General features: G+C 70.3%; 15 protein-coding genes and 1 tRNA gene. 5 read left to right on the plus strand and 11 right to left on the minus strand.

The features are described 5' to 3' along the window. Positions 1 to 2 precede the first annotated feature (2 nt). On the plus strand, positions 3 to 791 hold the full coding sequence (locus EL288_RS10550) for an SDR family NAD(P)-dependent oxidoreductase (RefSeq protein ID WP_126621921.1): 789 nt from the start codon (positions 3 to 5) through the stop codon (positions 789 to 791). A 122-nt stretch (positions 792 to 913) separates the two neighbouring features. On the opposite strand, the gene EL288_RS10555 is transcribed toward EL288_RS10550, so the two are convergent. The 6 genes from EL288_RS10555 to EL288_RS10580 all read right to left on the minus strand — a co-directional run bounded on the left by EL288_RS10555 (position 914) and on the right by EL288_RS10580 (position 5,542). Beyond that, a tRNA-Ala gene (locus tag EL288_RS10555) sits at positions 914 to 989 on the minus strand. Positions 990 to 1,076: 87 nt separating this feature from the next. After that, on the minus strand, positions 1,077 to 2,582 hold the full coding sequence (locus EL288_RS10560; RefSeq protein ID WP_126621922.1) for a M81 family metallopeptidase: 1,506 nt from the start codon (positions 2,580 to 2,582) through the stop codon (positions 1,077 to 1,079). A 41-nt stretch (positions 2,583 to 2,623) separates the two neighbouring features. Next, positions 2,624 to 3,406 carry an exodeoxyribonuclease III gene (gene xth, locus EL288_RS10565; protein WP_010926539.1) on the minus strand — a complete coding sequence of 261 codons (783 nt, stop codon included), beginning with the start codon at positions 3,404 to 3,406 and terminating at the stop codon, positions 2,624 to 2,626. Between the two features lie 69 nt (positions 3,407 to 3,475). Then, positions 3,476 to 3,922: a CopD family copper resistance protein gene (locus EL288_RS10570; RefSeq protein ID WP_010928030.1), complete on the minus strand. Its 447-nt coding sequence runs from the start codon at positions 3,920 to 3,922 to the stop codon at positions 3,476 to 3,478. Further along, positions 3,919 to 5,145, minus strand: a complete 1,227-nt coding sequence (locus tag EL288_RS10575; RefSeq protein ID WP_126621923.1) for an NnrS family protein — start codon at positions 5,143 to 5,145, stop codon at positions 3,919 to 3,921. The genes EL288_RS10570 and EL288_RS10575 overlap by 4 nt, the downstream gene beginning before the upstream one ends. Continuing rightward, on the minus strand, positions 5,138 to 5,542 hold the full coding sequence (locus EL288_RS10580; protein WP_003812026.1) for a group III truncated hemoglobin: 405 nt from the start codon (positions 5,540 to 5,542) through the stop codon (positions 5,138 to 5,140). The genes EL288_RS10575 and EL288_RS10580 overlap by 8 nt, the downstream gene beginning before the upstream one ends. A 159-nt stretch (positions 5,543 to 5,701) precedes the next feature. Here EL288_RS10580 and EL288_RS10585 point away from each other — a divergent pair, with 159 nt between their 5' ends. Then, positions 5,702 to 6,004: a SelT/SelW/SelH family protein gene (locus EL288_RS10585; protein ID WP_003812024.1), complete on the plus strand. Its 303-nt coding sequence runs from the start codon at positions 5,702 to 5,704 to the stop codon at positions 6,002 to 6,004. Here EL288_RS10585 and EL288_RS10590 read toward each other — a convergent pair. The 4 genes from EL288_RS10590 to EL288_RS10605 all read right to left on the minus strand — a co-directional run bounded on the left by EL288_RS10590 (position 6,001) and on the right by EL288_RS10605 (position 10,917). Then, positions 6,001 to 6,771: an amino acid ABC transporter ATP-binding protein gene (locus tag EL288_RS10590; protein ID WP_003812022.1), complete on the minus strand. Its 771-nt coding sequence runs from the start codon at positions 6,769 to 6,771 to the stop codon at positions 6,001 to 6,003. The genes EL288_RS10585 and EL288_RS10590 overlap by 4 nt on opposite strands. Continuing rightward, positions 6,768 to 7,448, minus strand: a complete 681-nt coding sequence (locus EL288_RS10595; protein WP_003812020.1) for an amino acid ABC transporter permease — start codon at positions 7,446 to 7,448, stop codon at positions 6,768 to 6,770. The genes EL288_RS10590 and EL288_RS10595 overlap by 4 nt, the downstream gene beginning before the upstream one ends. A 66-nt stretch (positions 7,449 to 7,514) precedes the next feature. Beyond that, positions 7,515 to 8,303, minus strand: coding sequence for an amino acid ABC transporter substrate-binding protein (locus EL288_RS10600; RefSeq protein WP_010926540.1), 789 nt, complete (start codon positions 8,301 to 8,303; stop codon positions 7,515 to 7,517). 298 nt (positions 8,304 to 8,601) lie between these two features. Then, positions 8,602 to 10,917, minus strand: coding sequence for a heavy metal translocating P-type ATPase (locus tag EL288_RS10605; protein ID WP_033452205.1), 2,316 nt, complete (start codon positions 10,915 to 10,917; stop codon positions 8,602 to 8,604). 82 nt (positions 10,918 to 10,999) lie between these two features. Between EL288_RS10605 and cadR the strand changes: the two genes are divergently transcribed. Together cadR and EL288_RS10615 are read left to right on the plus strand one after the other, a co-directional pair. Next, on the plus strand, positions 11,000 to 11,434 hold the full coding sequence (gene cadR, locus EL288_RS10610) for a Cd(II)/Pb(II)-responsive transcriptional regulator (RefSeq protein ID WP_003812014.1): 435 nt from the start codon (positions 11,000 to 11,002) through the stop codon (positions 11,432 to 11,434). A 102-nt stretch (positions 11,435 to 11,536) separates the two neighbouring features. After that, positions 11,537 to 12,121, plus strand: a complete 585-nt coding sequence (locus EL288_RS10615; protein ID WP_010931084.1) for a nitroreductase family protein — start codon at positions 11,537 to 11,539, stop codon at positions 12,119 to 12,121. Positions 12,122 to 12,190: 69 nt separating this feature from the next. Here EL288_RS10615 and argH read toward each other — a convergent pair whose 3' ends face one another. After that, a complete protein-coding gene (gene argH / locus EL288_RS10620; RefSeq protein ID WP_003812010.1) occupies positions 12,191 to 13,612 on the minus strand; it encodes an argininosuccinate lyase in 1,422 nt (473 codons plus the stop codon). 107 nt (positions 13,613 to 13,719) lie between these two features. Here argH and EL288_RS10625 point away from each other — a divergent pair, with 107 nt between their 5' ends. Further along, positions 13,720 to 15,066 carry a mechanosensitive ion channel family protein gene (locus tag EL288_RS10625; RefSeq protein ID WP_003812007.1) on the plus strand — a complete coding sequence of 449 codons (1,347 nt, stop codon included), beginning with the start codon at positions 13,720 to 13,722 and terminating at the stop codon, positions 15,064 to 15,066. Positions 15,067 to 15,083 lie beyond the last annotated feature (17 nt).

Genomic DNA, 15,083 nt, shown 5'->3' on the forward strand with positions numbered 1-15,083 from the left:
ACATGGCAGGCCGCACCGATTGCGCGCCGGCGGCCGGCAGGCTGGCGGGGCGGGTCGCCCTGATCACCGGCGCGGCCGGCGGCATAGGCAGCGCCGCCGCGCTGCGCTTCGCGGCCGAAGGCGCCGCGCTGGCGCTGCTGGATCGGCGCCCCGACGCCATCGAGCAACTGGCCGGCCGGATCTGCGGCCAGGGCGGGCAGGCGATAGGCGTGGCCGCCGACGTGACCGACGACGACAGCGTGCGCCAGGCCGTACGGCGGGCCGTCGATCACTACGGCTGGATCGATACGCTGTTCAACTGCGCCGGCGGATCGGTGGCGGGCGATACGGCGGTGGACAAGGTGGAGCTGGCGCTGTGGAACCGCACCCTGCGCCTGGACCTGGACGGCACCATGCTGTGCTGCCGCCACGCCGTGCCGGCCATCGTGCGCGCCGGCGGCGGCGCGGTCGTCAACATGTCGTCCGGGGCCGGCCTGCGCGGCAGCTTCGGCGGGCATGCCTACACGGCCGCCAAGGGCGCGGTGATTGCCCTGACCCGCGCGCTGGCCGCCGAATACGCGCCGCATGGAGTGCGGGTCAACGCCATCTGCGCGGGCCGCATCCGCACCGAACGCATACTGCGCAACCTGGACGCCGGCGCACCGGCGCAAGCCGGCGCGGCGCAACGCTATCCGTGCCGCGAGGGCGACCCGATCGACATTGCCCACATCGCGCTGTTCCTGGCCAGCCACGAGTCGCGCATGATCACCGGCGAGGCCATCGCCGCCAACGGCGGGTACTCGGCGTTCTGAGGCAGACCCAAGGCGCTTGTTGCGGCGCGGGGAGGGCGCGCCTGTCCCCGCCGGGACAGGCACGCCGGAAACAAAAAAGCCCTGGACCACGTGGCGTGTCCAAGGCTTTTCCGTCTGGTGTTTGGTGGAGCGGAGGAGGATCGAACTCCCGACCTTCGCATTGCGAACGCGACGCTCTCCCAGCTGAGCTACCGCCCCAATGAAGTCCGCAACTATACACGGATTCCGGCCGTTTTGGTAGCGGCCGGCGGAAAATTTTCGCCGGCTTGACGGGCCGCCAGGCTTTCAGGGCCGGGCAGGGACGAAGGGCCGGCCGCGCGGGCGGGTGCGCATGCCGGGCGCCAGGCGCGTCCAGGGCAGGTCGGCGGGGTCGGCCTGCATGGGGCCGGGGGCCTTGGCGATCAGCACGGCGTGGGCGATGGGTTCGAAGTCGGCGCGAAAGTGCACCGAGCTCTTGACGACCAGGATGGCGAGGTCTTCGGGGTCGATGCCGCCCAGGCGGATGAGGTTGCGGTCCAGGGTCTGGGATTTGTTGCTGCTGACGATGACGCGCACGCCGCGGTGGCGCAGGCAGACGGTGGGGCCGAGGTCGGCCGCCATGCCGTGCATCATGGGGCCGTCGTAGCGGGTCTTGCCGTCGGACTGGTGTTCGACGATGAATTCGGCTTCGCAGGGGGCGTCGCCGGCGACGCCGGACTGGCCGCCCAGGCGCAGCCGTACGCGCTTGCCCACGCCGGCGGCCAGGGCCTGGGCGACGGCCTGGGGGTCGCACATGAGGCCGATGGCGGCGTTGTCGGCGTCCGCGTCGATGAGGGCGCGCAGCATGCCGGTGGTGTTGGCGTCGCCGCCGGCGCCGGGGTTGTCCTGCGTGTCGGCGATGACCACGGGGCGGCGGGCGCCTTGCGCCAGCTGCCGGGCCTGGCGGATGGCTTCGTCCGGGGCGAGGAAGTCGGGCGCCCACTGGGCTTCGAGCCCGGCGATGCGGTCGGCCAGGGTCTGCACGGCGCGCTCGACGGCGTCGCGGTCGGGGCCGTGGGCCCAGACGACCGGGCTGCACTCGGGGAAATCGGCGGCCGGAAAGCCCAGGGCGCAGGACAGGCTGGCGATGCCCGGTTCGCTGCGCTCGAGCTCGGCCAGCAGGGCATACACGCCCCGGGCGGGTTCGAGCTGGGTGCACATGCCGTTGATGGGAATGAGGAACGGCAGGCGCCGCGCGGCGCCATGCCAGTGCTTGCCGGCCTGCGCGCGCGCTTGCAGCAGGGCGGCGGCGCGCGCGCCGGTGTCGGCCATGTCGACGTGCGGATAGGTGCGATAGGCCACCAGCGCGCTGGCATGCGCCAGCATGGCGCGAGTCACGTTGGCGTGCAGGTCCAGGCTGGCGACGATGGGCGTGGCGGGGCCGACGGCGTCGCGCAGGCGGCGCAGGAGTTCGCCTTCGCCGTCGTCGTGGTGTTCGGTGGCCATGGCGCCGTGCAGGTCCAGGTAGACGGCGTCGTAGCGGCCGGCGCGGGCGGCCGCCTCGATCTCGCCGGCGATGCGCTCGAAGGCGTCGCGCGTGACGTGCGCCGAGGGGCTGGCGCCGGCCCAGATGACGGGGTGCACGCTGTGGCCGTCCGCCAGGGCCGCGTTCAGGAAGCCGCCGGCGGGGATGTTGACGGCGCGCAGCGCCAGCAGGTCGTCGCCGCGCACCAGGGCGGGAAAGCCTTCGCCGCGCAGGAAGTTGTCATAGCCGGCCTTGGAAGGCGCGAAGGTGTTGGTTTCGTGTTGGAAACCGGCAACCAGGATATGCATGCTTGCCTCCCGGGCGTGGGGCGCCGCCGCGGCGCCGGGCGTCAGCCGAACGCCAGGGTGGCGATGACCGGCGCGTGGTCGGACGGCTGTTCGTTGGCGCGCGGCGCCTTGTCGATGACGCAGGCCACGCAGTGCGGCTTGAGCGCGTCGGACAGCAGCACGTGGTCGATGCGCAGGCCGGCGTTGCGGCGGAACGCGAACTGGCGGTAGTCCCACCAGCTGAAGGATTTCTCGGGCTGCTCGAACAGGCGGAAGGAGTCGGTCAGGCCCAGGTCCAGCAGCGCGCGGAAGGCCGCGCGTTCGGGCTCGGAGACCAGCACCTGGCCTTCCCATTTCTCGGGGTTGTGCACGTCGGCGTCGGCCGGCGCGACGTTGTAGTCGCCCAGGATGGCCAGGCGCGGATAGGTGCGCATTTCTTCCTCGAGCCAGTCGCGCAGGCCGTCGAACCAGGCCAGCTTGTAGACGTACTTGTCGCTGTCGACCGACTGGCCGTTGGGGCAATAGGCGCAGATCACGCGCACGTCGCCGGCCGGGCTGGGCAGGGTCACGGCCAGGATGCGCTGCTGCGGGTCTTCGTAGCGCGGGTTGTTGCGCACCAGCGCGAAGCCGGGCTCGCGCGAGATGATGGCCACGCCGTTATAGGTCTTCTGGCCGGCCCAGGCGGCGTGGTAGCCGGCCTCGGTAAAGGCGTCGAGCGGGAATTTGTCGTCGGTCAGCTTGAGTTCCTGGATGCACAGCGCATCGACCGGATTGGCGGCCAGCCAGTCCAGCACCTGCGGCAGGCGCACATTCAGGGAGTTGACGTTCCAAGTCGCGAGTTTCACGGGTTCTCACTGCAAAAGTTCGGCCAACGGCGGATTTTCGCAGATTTGGGCCAGGCGGGCAGGAAACGCTCAGCGCAACGCGTCGATGTAGTACATCCCCTTGGCCAGCAACACGATCGCCACGAGGTGGCAGAACACGCTCAGGTGCAGCCGCCGCGAACGCCGGCCGCGCAATTGGCCGCGCCGGCGCCAGCGCATGGCGGCGGCGAAATGGCCCAGGACGCTGAGCGCCAGCACGATCTTCAGGCTGAGCAGCAGGCCGAAGCTGCTGGCCAGCGGCTGCTCGAGCGCGCCGCGGTGCTGCCAGGCCATGCCGATGCCGGCGCCGAACAGCGCCAGCAGCACCCACGGCATGATGGCGCGGGCGCGGTTGCCGATGCCGCGCTCGACCGCGTTCATGGCTTCGCGCGGCACTTGCCGCCGCACGCTTTCGAGGATCAGGACTTCGAAGAAGACGGTGCCGATGAAGACGAAGGCGGCCAGCAGGTGCAGGGCCAGCAGGATGGGGTAGGTCATGGGCGGGACCGCACGGGCATGGCGGCGGCGGTTGGTGCGCGCAGGCGCGGGCGCACCAGCAGGGGCGCGAAACGCCACAGGTACAGGACGAACGCCAGCACCCAGGCGGCGGTGGCGCCGTGCAGCGCGGCCAGGGTGTGCGGGCCGGGCCAGAGGGCGGCCAGGCGCAGCGCGGCCGCGCCGATGACCAGGAGGTAGCAGGCGAGCATGAGGCGGTCGGTGCGCAGCGGCCGGCCCAGGTGGCCCAGGGCGGTGCGGGTGATCATGCCGATGATGAGCAGGCCGAAGCCGGCCATGCCGATGACGTGCGCAGGCCACGCGGCGCGCGCGATGCCGCCCGCCGCGCTTGCCGCCGCCACCAGCAGGCCGGCGGCCAGGCCCAGGTAGCCGGCGTACAGGATCCACAGCAGGGGCACGCCGCGCGTGGCCCAGGGGCGCCAGGACAGCCATTGCGCCAGCGCGATCAGGCCGGCCGCGGCCAGCGCCACGGCGGTCAGCGCGCCGGCCTGCGCCAGCGTCGCCGCCACGGCGACCAGGCCGGCGGCCAGTTGCCATTGGCCGCTGCGCGTATGCATGGGGATCTGCAGGCCGGCGATGGCGCGCATGGCGAAAAAGGGAATGATGCGGCGCGCGATCAGCAGGGCGATCACGGCCATGCACAGCAGGCCCGCGTTGAAGCGCTGCAGCAGCAAGGGGTAGTCGCCGGCGCGGGCGGCCAGCAGATACAGGGCGTCGGCCGCGCCCAGCCCCAGCACCAGCAAGGGCACGCCGTCGTTGCGCCGGCTGGCGCCGCGCCGGTAGATGGCCCGGCCCAGCGCGGCCGCGGCCCAGGCGAAGAACAGCAGCTCGCAGGCCACGCCGGTCCAGAAGGCGGCCATGCCCGGCAGCAGGAAGGCGGCGCGGGCCGCCAGCCACAGCGCGGCCAGCGCGGCCAGCGGCGCGCCGCGCAGCGGGTTGACGCCGGTCCAGGTGGCCGCGGCGGTCAGCAGGAAGCCCACCGCGATGGCGCCGATGAAGCCCCACAGCATTTCATGCGCATGCCAGATGACGCCCGCCATGGCGCCGCCCAGCCACTGCGGCGCGCCGATCCACAGCGCCACCGACAGCGCGCCCCAGGCCGCGCCCACCAGGTAGAGCGGACGAAAGCCCAGTTCCAGGAAGGCGCGCCATTGCGGCGCGGCGCGTGCGGCGGCGGGCTCGTCGATTTGCAGCAGTTCAGCCATGGGCGAGGTCCGTGGGGGCCTGGTCGGGGCTGCGGTGCAGCTGATAGCCGTACCACAGGCTTTGCGCGATGCGGCCGGCCATCAGGCAGGCCTGTTCGGCCATGGCCTGGTTGGGCTGCGCCGCGGCGGTGGCGCGAAACAGCCGCAGCCAGCGCTCGAACAGGCCCGCGTGCAGGCCGGGCAGGGCCACGTGCCTGGGCATGGGCGTGCCGCGAAAGCGTCCGGTGCCGCGCAGTATCGACGACCAGAAGTCGACCAGCTTGGCGAGGTGGACGTCCCAGTCGTCGACATGGGTGTTGAAGATCGGCCCCAACTCGGCGTCGCGCCGCACTTCGGCGTAGAACTGGTGCACCAGTTGCGTGATGTCTTCTTCGGTACAGAGATCGGGCGCGCCCACGAGGCCTCTCCTGCGGTTTATAAGATGTATCTATAATACATCTTATATCTTAGGCATGGGGAAGGAAGGGCTCGGGCCTTGACGCAGCGCAAGCGCGGCGCTTTCTCTTTTACACTGGGCCGACGGGCATGCGCCCGCGTATTCCGCAGCCCAGCCGCCATGATCACGCCGCCAGACCATCCCCCCCGCATCGCCATCCAGTATTGCACGCAGTGCCAGTGGCTGCTGCGCGCGGCCTGGATGGCGCAGGAGCTGCTTTCGACCTTCGGCGCCGACCTGGGCGAGGTGGCCCTGGTGCCCGGCACCGGCGGGGTGTTCCGCATCCACTACAACGGCGCGCCGCTGTGGGACCGCGAGGTCGACGGCGGCTTTCCCGAGGCCAAGGTGCTCAAGCAGCGGGTGCGCGACCATCTCGATCCGGGCCGTCCGCTCGGCCATATCGACGGCCGTCCCAAGCCCTAGGCGGGCGCGCTCCATTCCTCGGGCAGGCCCTGGGTCAGGGTCGAGACGAACGCGGCGGTGCGCGCATCGCGCGACTGCGCGAAGACTTCGCGCGGCGTACCCGCCTCGACCACCGCGCCGCCCTCCAGGAACACCACCTGCTGGGCGATGCTGGCGGCCAGCCGCAGGTCGTGGGTGGCCATCAGCATGGTCATGCCTTCGCCGGCCAGCCGGCGCAGCACGTCCACCACTTCGATGGCCAGCGACGGGTCCAGCGCCGAGGTCGGCTCGTCGCACAGCAAGACGCGCGGCGACGGCGCCAGCGCGCGGGCGATGGCCACGCGCTGCTGCTGGCCGCCCGACAGCGTGACCGGCCAGGCGTCGGCCTTGGCGGTCATGCCGACTTTCTCCAGCAGCTCCATGGCGCGCGCACGGGCGCGCGGCTTGTCCCAGCGCTGCACCGTGACCAGGCCTTCCATGACGTTGTCGATCACGCTCTGGTGGGGAAACAGCTGGAAGTTCTGGAACACCATCCCGGTCTGGCGGCGGATGCGCTGCACGGCGTCGCGCGCCGGGCGCCGACCGTCGAACGCCAGTGTTTCCGGCCCCAGCCGCAGCACACCGGCCTCGGGAATCTCCAGCAGGTTCACGCAGCGCAGCAGCGTGCTCTTGCCGCTGCCCGAAGGGCCGATCAGGGCCGTGACGCTGCCCTCGGGAATGACGACGTCCACGCCGTGCAATACCCGGTTGCCGCCGAAGCTCTTGTCTATGCCTTGCAGCCCTATCATCGATGTTGCTCCGCGAAGACGGCGTGCTGGCCGAAGCGTTTTTCCAGGCGCACCTGCAGCGAGGACAGGGCCGAACTGAACACCAGGTAGATCAGCGCCGCCTCGGTATAGAGAATGAGCGGCTCGTAGGTCACCGCCGCGATGCGCTGGGCGGCCTGGAAGATTTCGGGCACGGTCAGCACCGCCGCCAGCGAGGTGTCCTTGACCAGCGCGATGAACGAATTGGCCAGCGGCGGCACCGCCACCCGCGCGGCCTGCGGCAGCACGGTGCGGCGCATGGCCTGGCCGCGCGTCATGCTCAGCGAATAGGCCGCTTCCCATTGGCCCCTGGGGATGGATTCGATGGCGCCGCGAATCACTTCCGAGTTGTAGGCGCCGACGTTCAGCGTGAAGCCGATCAGGGCGGCCGGCAGCGGGTCGAGCACGATGCCGACGCTGGGCAGGCCATAGAAGATCACGAACAACTGCACCAGCAGCGGCGTGCCGCGGATCAGCCAGACGTAGAAGCGCATCAGCGCCACGATGGGCCAGGGGCCGAACAGCCGCAGCAGCGCCACCACGAAGGCCAGCGCCAGGCCCGCGGCGAACGACAGCAGCGTCAGCGGCACGGTGAACATCAACCCCGCATGCAGCAGGGGCCAGAACGAATCGAGCATGAGCTGTAGCCAGGCCGGCACGATGGGGGCTCCTGTGCGTTGCGGGCGGGGAAGGGCGGCGCCGCCGGGCGGGGCCGGCGGCGGGCTTTACTGGGCGGCCGACAGGTCGGCGCCGAAGTACTGCTCGGAGATCTTCCGGTAGGTGCCGTCGGCCTTCAGCTCGGCCAGCGCCTTGTTGATGGCGGCCTGCAGCTCGGGGTTGTTCTTGCGGATCAGCACGCCCGATTCGCTGAACTCCTTGCTCTTGTCGTAGGCGGCCACCTTGACCTTGGCGTTGGGCTTTTGCTTCTTGAAGTCGAGAAACGACAGGTTGTCGTTGACCGTGGCCTCGACGCGGCCCGACATGAGCAGGTCGATGGCTTCGTTGAACCCCTGCACCGGCACCACTTCGGCGCCATAGCTCTGCGCCAGCTTGCCGAAGTTGCTGGTCAGGGTATTGGCCGACTTGCGGCCCTTCAGGTCGGCGAACGACTTGATGGCCTGGTTGTCCTCGCGCACGATCAGCGCGGCCTGCGACGAGATGTAGGGGTCCGAGAAATCGTACTTGGCCTTGCGCGCATCGGTGATGCCGACCTGGTTGATGACGGCGTCGTAGCGCTTGACGTCCAGGCCGGCGATCAGCCCGTCCCACTTGCCTTCGACGAACTCGGCTTTCACGCCCAGCTTCTGGGCGATGGCGCGGCCGATCTCCACGTCGAAGCCGGTCAGCTTGTTGCTGGCGTCGTGATAGCTGAACGGGGCGTAGGTCCCCTCGGTGCCGATCTTGATGACGCCGGCCGCCTTGATGGCGGCCAGGTCGTCGGCCTGGGCGGCCGTGCCGACCATGGCCAGCGGCACCAGGCCGGCAAGCAGCAGTTTGCGCAAGGAGAAGTTCATGGCGCGTGCTCCACAGGAAGAGGTGGACGGGGCGCAGCGCCCCGCGGAACTGAGCACTCTAGCAACGCGCCTATTTTTCCACAAAGAATAAGAAATCGTGAAAACATAAGAAAAAGCAATATACCCGGGAGCCTGTCCCCGGACGGGGACTGGCTCCCGCTGACTTCTACTTGCCGGCGCCCCAGGTGCCCGTCCCCGCTGGGACAGGCACCCCATGCTTGCACTTTCCCGCGCCCCAGGTGCCAGTCCCCGCTGGGGACAGGCACCCGTCCCCCCTGCGGGGACAGGCACCCCGTCATCAGGACGCCTGGTGCCTGCCCGCGCGCAGCAGCCGCAAGCCGTTGGCGACCACCAGCAGGCTGGCGCCGACGTCGGCGAACACCGCCATCCACAGCGTGGCCTGGCCGGCCATCGCAAGCACCAGGAACACCGCCTTGATGCCCAGCGCCAGGACGATGTTCTGGGTCAGGATGCGGTGGGTGGCGCGCGACAGGCGCACGAACGTGCCGATCTTGCGCAGGTCGTCGTCCATCAGCGCCACGTCGGCGGTTTCGATGGCGGTGCCGGTGCCGGCCGCGCCCATGGCGAAGCCGATGTCGGCGCGCGCCAGCGCCGGCGCGTCGTTGATGCCGTCGCCCACCATGCCCACGCGCAGGGCCGGATCCAGCTTGGCCTCGACGGCGTCCAGCTTGTCCTGCGGCAGCAGGTCGCCGCGCGCCTCGTCGATGCCGGCCTGGGCGGCCACCGCCTGGGCGGCGCGGGTGTTGTCGCCGGTCAGCATGAGGGTGCGCACGCCCAGCCGGTGCAGGTCGGCCACGGCGGCGGCGCTGCTGGCCTTGAGCGTGTCGGCCACCGCGGCCAGCAGCAGGACGCGCTGCCCGTCGGCCAGGGCGATGGCGGTCTTGCCGGCCGCTTCATAGGCGTCGATGCGGGCCTCGATATCGGGCGTGCTGACGCCCAGCTCGCGCATCAGGCGGCGGTTGCCCAGCTGGAAGCGCTCGCCGCCGATCTCGCCCTGCACGCCGCGGCCGGGCAGGGCGGCGAAACCGTTCACCTCGTCCAGCGGCGCGTCCAGGGCGTGGTCGGCCTGGGCCAGCGCGCGCGACACGGGGTGGTCCGAGCGCGCCGCCAGGCTGACCGCGGCGCGCAGCGCCGGGCGCCCGCCCGCGCTGGCGTCGTGCAGCAGTTCCAGGTCGGTCTGCACCGGCTTGCCCTGGGTCAGCGTGCCGGTCTTGTCCAGCGCCAGCCAGCGCAGCTTGCGTCCTTCCTCCAGGTAGACGCCGCCCTTGATCAGGATGCCGCGCCGCGCGGCGGCGGTCAGGCCGCTGACCACGCTGACCGGGGTGGAAATCACCAGCGCGCAGGGGCAGGCGATGATCAGCAGCGCCAGCGCGCGGTACACGGAGTCGAGCCAGGCGTGGCCCAGCAGCAGCGGCGGCGCCAGCGCGACCAGCACCGCCAGCCCGACCACGGCCGGCGTGTAGATGCGCGAGAAGCGGTCGATGAAGCGCTGGGTCGGGGCGCGCGCGCCCTGGGCCTGTTCGACCGCGTGGATGATGCGGTCCAGCGTGGTATTGCCGGCCGCCGCCGTGACGCGGTAGTCGAACGACCCGGAGGCATTGACGGTGCCGGCGTAGACGTCGTCGTCCGGGCCTTTTTCCACCGGCAGGCTTTCGCCGGTGATGGGCGACTGGTCGATCGCGGACTGGCCTTCGCTGATGGTGCCGTCGGCGGCGATGCGCTCGCCCGGGCGCACCCGCACCAGGTCGCCCGGGCGCAGTCGCGCCGCCGGCACCTCGGCCCACGAGCCGTCCGGCTGGCGCGCGGTGGCGGTCTGCGGCGCCAGGTCCAGCAGGCCGCGCACCGCATGGCGGGCGCGGTCCAGGGCGCGGGCCTCGATCAGCTCGGCCACGTTGAACAGGAACATCACCATGGCCGCTTCCGGCCATTGGCCGATGAGCATCGCGCCGGTCACGGCGATGCTCATCAGGGCATTGATGTTGAGGTTGCCGTTGCGCACCGCGATCCAGCCCTTGCGGTAGGTCGACAGCCCGCAGGCCAGGATGGCCGCCAGCGCCAGGGCGGCGGCGACATAGACCGGCTGGCCGGTGAAGTGGGCGAGCTCGGACAGCGCCGCCAGCACCCCGCCGGCGGCCAGCAGGCGCCAGCCGCGCGAAGGCGCGGCCGCGCCGGCCGGGGTCGCCGGGGCGTCGCCGGCCAGGGGCTCGGGCGTCATGCCCAGCGAGCGGATCGCCGCGTCGATGCGATCGAGCGCGCCGTCGGCATGCAGCACGGTCAGTACGCGCTGCATCAGGTTGAAGTCGAGCTCGTGCACCTCGGGCAGGCTGGCCAGCTTCTTGCGGATCAGCGTTTCCTCGGTGGGGCAGTCCATCTGTCCGATGCGCACCCGCGTGACCTGCTGGCCCGGACCGGGCTGCCAGGCCGGGGCGGCCGCGGGCGCGGCCGGCTGGCCGTGCCCATGGCCGCAGCAGGCCGGGATGCCATGGTCGTGGGCATGGTCGTGCCCGGCATGGTCATGGCCTGCGTGGTCGTGGCCGTCCGTGCGTTGGCCGGATGGCGTATCGAGGGCAAGGTCGCGGGTCGTGGAGGGCATCTGGTACGTCCTTTCTGGATGTTGGACGCATTTCACACCCTGGAGTTACTATAGGGTCAAGCACCCGGATCAAGGAGCCCCCATGAAAATCGGCGAACTGGCCCGCACGGCGGGCACCACGGTGGAAACCGTGCGCTATTACGAGAAGGAAGGGCTGTTGCCCGCGCCCGAGCGCGGCCTGAACAACTACCGCAGCTACGGCGAGGCCCATGTCGAGCGGCTGCGCCTGATCCGCAATTGCCGCGCGCTGGACATGACGCAGGACGAGATCCGCACCGTCCTGGCCCTGGCGGACAACCACGAGGCCGGCTGCGCTCCGATCAACCAGGTGTTCGACGAGCACATCGCCCACGTGGACGCCCGCATCGCCGAGCTGACCCAGCTGAAGGCCCAGCTGGGCGAGCTGCGCCAGCGCTGCGCCTCGGCCCGCCCGGACGCCGAGGACTGCGGCATCCTGCACGGCCTGAGCGAGATGCAGGTCGAAGAGCGTCCCGAGCGCCACACCCACCTCGGCTAGCGCGGCGATGCCCTTGGCGCGCGGCCGGGAATAGGCCGGCCGGCCCCCTGCGCTGGGCTATGATGAGAATATGTTTTCTTCTCGTCGAGATTTTCCGCGCCTATGACCGTATCTCCCTTGCACGCGCTGACGTCGCGCCGTTCGATGAAGTTCCTGCGCGCGCCCGCGCCCAAGCAGGACGAACTGGAGCAAATCCTGCAGGCCGCCATGAGCGCGCCCGACCATGGCGCGCTGCGCCCGTGGCGGTTCGTGCTGATCCGGGGCGATGCCATCGGCCGGCTGGCCGACCTGGCGATCGAGGCGGTCAAGCGCAGCGGCGACAAGCGCATGACGCCCGAGAAAGAGAAGTCGGTGCGCGAATGGGCCGCCGGCGTGCCGCTGTTCATCGCCGTGGCGCAGAAGATTTCGCATGACAACACCCGCATTCCCGAGCAGGAACAGCTGCTGGCCACCGGCGCGGCGGTCATGAACATCCTCAACGCCGCGCACATGCTGGGGTACGGCGCGTTCTGGAGCACGGGCCTGGGCACTTACGTCGAGGACGTGCAGGACGCGCTGGGCCTGGACGCGATGGACTACCGCTTCCTGGGCTTCGTGGCCCTGGGCACGCCGGGCTGCGCGGTGCCGCCGGCGCAGCGCCCGGATTTCCGCGAGTTCGTGTCCGAATGGCAGGGCGTCACCGCCTGAGCGCGTCTGCGCGCGCGGCATGTAAAAACCCGGCGCACAGGCCGGGTTTTTACATGGAGCGGGGCCGTGTCAGGCGCCGGCGGTCTCGGCCAGCACGCGCTGGGCTTCCTCGCGCACGCGCTCGGGGGCGGTGCCGCCGATGTGCTTGCGGGCGGCCACCGAGCCTTCCAGCGTCAGCACCTGGTGGATGTCCTCGCCGATGCTGGGATGGTAGGCCTGCAGGTCGGCCAGCGACAGGTCGGCCAGGTCGCAGCCGCGCTGCTCGCAGTCGCGCACCGCGTGGGCGACGATTTCGTGCGCGTCGCGAAACGGCAGGCCGCGCTTGACCAGGTAGTCGGCCAGGTCGGTGGCGGTGGCAAAGCCCTGCAGGGCGGCGGCGCGCATGTTGTCGGCCTTGACCTTGATGCCGCCGGCCATGTCGGCGAAGATGGTCAGGGTGTCGCGCAGCGTGTCGGCCGTGTCGAACAGGCCTTCCTTGTCTTCCTGGTTGTCCTTGTTGTAGGCCAGCGGCTGGCCCTTCATCAGGGTCAGCAGCGCCACCAGGTGGCCGTTGACGCGGCCGGTCTTGCCGCGCGCCAGTTCGGGGACGTCGGGGTTTTTCTTCTGCGGCATGATCGAGCTGCCGGTGCAGAAGCGGTCGGCCAGGTCGATGAAGCCCACGCGCGGGCTCATCCACAGCACCAGTTCCTCGGAAAGACGCGAGATGTGCGTCATGATCAGGGCGCCGGCGGCGCAGAATTCGATGCCGAAGTCGCGGTCGGAGACGGCGTCGAGCGAGTTGCGGCAGACGCCGTCGAAGCCCAGCGTGCGGGCCACGCGCTCGCGGTCGATGGGATAGCTGGTGCCGGCCAGCGCGGCCGCGCCCAGCGGCAGGCGGTTGACGCGGCGGCGGCAGTCGGCCAGGCGCTCGGCGTCGCGGCCGAACATCTCGGCATAGGCCAGCAGGTGGTGGCCGAACGTGACGGGCTGGGCCACCTGCAGGTGGGTGAAGCCCGGCATGATGGTGGCGGCGTTCTCCAGCGCGACCGTGGCCAGCGCGTGGCGCAGCTGGCGCAGCAGGTCGACCAGGGTGTCGATTTCGTCGCGCAGCCACAGGCGGATGTCGGTGGCGACCTGGTCGTTGCGCGAGCGGCCGGTGTGCAGGCGCTTGCCGGCGTCGCCCACGAGCTCCACCAGGCGCTTCTCGATGTTCAGGTGCACGTCTTCCAGGTCCAGCAGCCACTGGAACGAGCCGGCGTCGATCTCCGAGAGGATCTGCTGCATGCCGCGCTGGATGTCGGCCAGGTCCTGGGCCGAGATGATGCCTTGCGCGGCCAGCATGTCGGCGTGCGCCAGCGAGCCGCGGATGTCGTGGCGCGCCATGCGCTTGTCGAAATCGACCGAGGCCGTGTAGCGTTTGACGAGGTCGGAAACGGGTTCCGAGAAACGGGCGGACCACGCCTGCGCCTTGTTGGCGAACTGGTCCTGGCTGGAGTGGGAAGTATTTGCCATGATGCGGGCAATTATATAGGGCCGGCGCGCGCCGCGGCGGCGCCACGGAACGGCGCGCCGGCCGACTTGTCGGATAATCTGCACCATGGCGCTTTCAGGAGGATGCAGTGCTGCCGAAGGAATTGGAGAACGTGGTCGCCACGCTGGACAACTATGTGCCGGACACGGCATGGGGCCAGACGCTGGTCGGCATCGGCGTGCTGGTGCTGACGGCGCTGTTCGTCCAATGGGTGGTGGCGCGCGTCGTGCTGTATTTCGCCCACCGGCTGCTGGTGCTGAGCGGCCGCGAGGACTGGGACCGCGCCCTGAGCCGCCGCCGCGCCTACCAGAACTTCTGGTACGCAGTGCCGTTCGCGGTGGTCTCCATGGGCATAGAACTGGTGCCGCATGCCGAGCGCGCGGTCACCGTCGTGGGCCGGCTGTCGCACGCCGGGGCCTGGATCTGCGTGTTCGTGGCCTTCAGCGGCGTGCTCAGCGCCTGGCAGGATACCTATTCGGCCACCACGCGGGCGCAGACGCGCTCGATCAAGGGCTATATCCAGATCGGCAAGCTGATCCTGTGCGCGGTGGGGGCGGTGCTGGTGCTCTCCATCCTGCTGGACCGCTCGCCGCTGTGGATGATCTCCGGCCTGGGCGCGCTGTCGGCGGTGCTGCTGCTGGTGTTCAAGGACACGCTGCTGTCGCTGGTGGCCAGCACCCAGCTCACGTCCAACGACATGCTGCGCATCGGCGACTGGATCGAGATGCCGCAGGCCAACGCCGACGGCTTCGTCAAGGACATCGCGCTGCATACCGTCAAGGTGCAGAACTGGGACAACACGGTGACCACCGTGCCCACCTACAAGCTGTTTTCCGAAAGCTACCGCAACTACCGCCACATGTTCGAGTCGGGCGGGCGGCGCATCAAGCGCACCCTGCGGCTGGACGCGGCCAGCGTGCGCTTCATGAACGAGGAAGAGGGCGGACGGCTCAAGCGCTTCGTGCTGCTGCGCGACTACCTGCAGGCCAAGGAGGACGCGCTGCTGGAGGCCAACCGCCAGCTGGGCGAACTGGCCGAGGTGCCGGCCAACCGCCGCCGCCTGACCAACATCGGCACCTTCCGCGGCTATGCGCTGGCCTACCTGCGCCAGCACCCCGAGGTGCGCCAGGACATGGCCATGATGGTGCGCATGATGGAGCCGCAGCCCAACGGCATCCCGATCGAGATCTATTGCTTCACGGCCATCACCGCCTGGGTCGAGTACGAGCGCATCCAGGGCGACATCTTCGACCATCTGCTGGCCATCCTGCCCGAGCTGGGGCTGCGGCTGTTCCAGGAGCCCTCCGGCTCGGACCTGGGCAACCTGGCCGGCGGCATGCGCGAGGCGGCCCTGCACGAGTTCCGGCGCGAGCAGGTGGCCGCGGGCGAGGCGCCGCTGGCGCTGCGCGGCGACGGCGCCGCGCCCGTGCGATAATTTTTCTTTCCCTTTTT

Origin of the sequence: Bordetella bronchiseptica, assembly GCF_900636925.1 — a bacterium.
In the GTDB taxonomy this organism is placed as follows: Bacteria; Pseudomonadota; Gammaproteobacteria; order Burkholderiales; family Burkholderiaceae_B; genus Bordetella; species Bordetella pertussis.